Genomic DNA, 638 nt, shown 5'->3' on the forward strand with positions numbered 1-638 from the left:
CACCGCGTCCGGCGCCTATCTGGCAGGCCGCTTCGCCACCGCCGAGACCGACACCGCCGCCGCCGCCGACCAGCTGAACGAGGCGCTGCGCCTCGCGCCCGAGGAGGCCGAGGTGCTGAACCGCGCCTTCCTGGCCAATGTGCTGGACGGCCGGCCGGACGCGGCCCGCTTGGCCCGCCGCCTGCCGCAGAGCGAGCTGGCCGGCATGCTGCTGGCCGGCAGCGACGCCATGGCCGGCCGCTGGGACCGCGCCGAGGCGCGGCTGCGCGGCATGCCGCGGACCGGCGCCGCCCAGGTGCTGCAGCCGCTGCTGCTGGCCTGGAGCCAGGCCGGCGCCGGCAACACCGATGCGGCGCTGGCCACCTTGAAGCCGCAGATCGAGGGCAGCCGGCTGCGGGGTCTCGCCGCCCTGCATGGCGCGATGATCGCCGATCTGGCCAACCGCCCGCGCGAGGCGGAGCGGCTGGTGCGGCTGGCCATCGCCGAATCGCCGGAAGCCAATCTGCGCATGATCCAGGTCGCCGCCGGCATCCTGGCCCGGGCGGGCAAGGAATCCGAGGCGACCCAGCTGATCACCGCGCTGGCCGCCGTCGGCGACGACCTGTCGCTGGTCAGCGCGCCCGAGGTGCGGCGCCGGC

Annotated in this window: 1 pseudogene; it reads left to right on the forward strand. The window is 76.5% G+C overall.

The window, feature by feature from the left end:
• Positions 1-638 (forward strand): annotated as a pseudogene (locus BKE38_RS29385) (tetratricopeptide repeat protein); the annotation flags it as partial.

Origin of the sequence: Teichococcus deserti (genome assembly GCF_001982615.1) — a bacterium.
In the GTDB taxonomy this organism is placed as follows: domain Bacteria; phylum Pseudomonadota; class Alphaproteobacteria; order Acetobacterales; family Acetobacteraceae; genus Pseudoroseomonas; species Pseudoroseomonas deserti.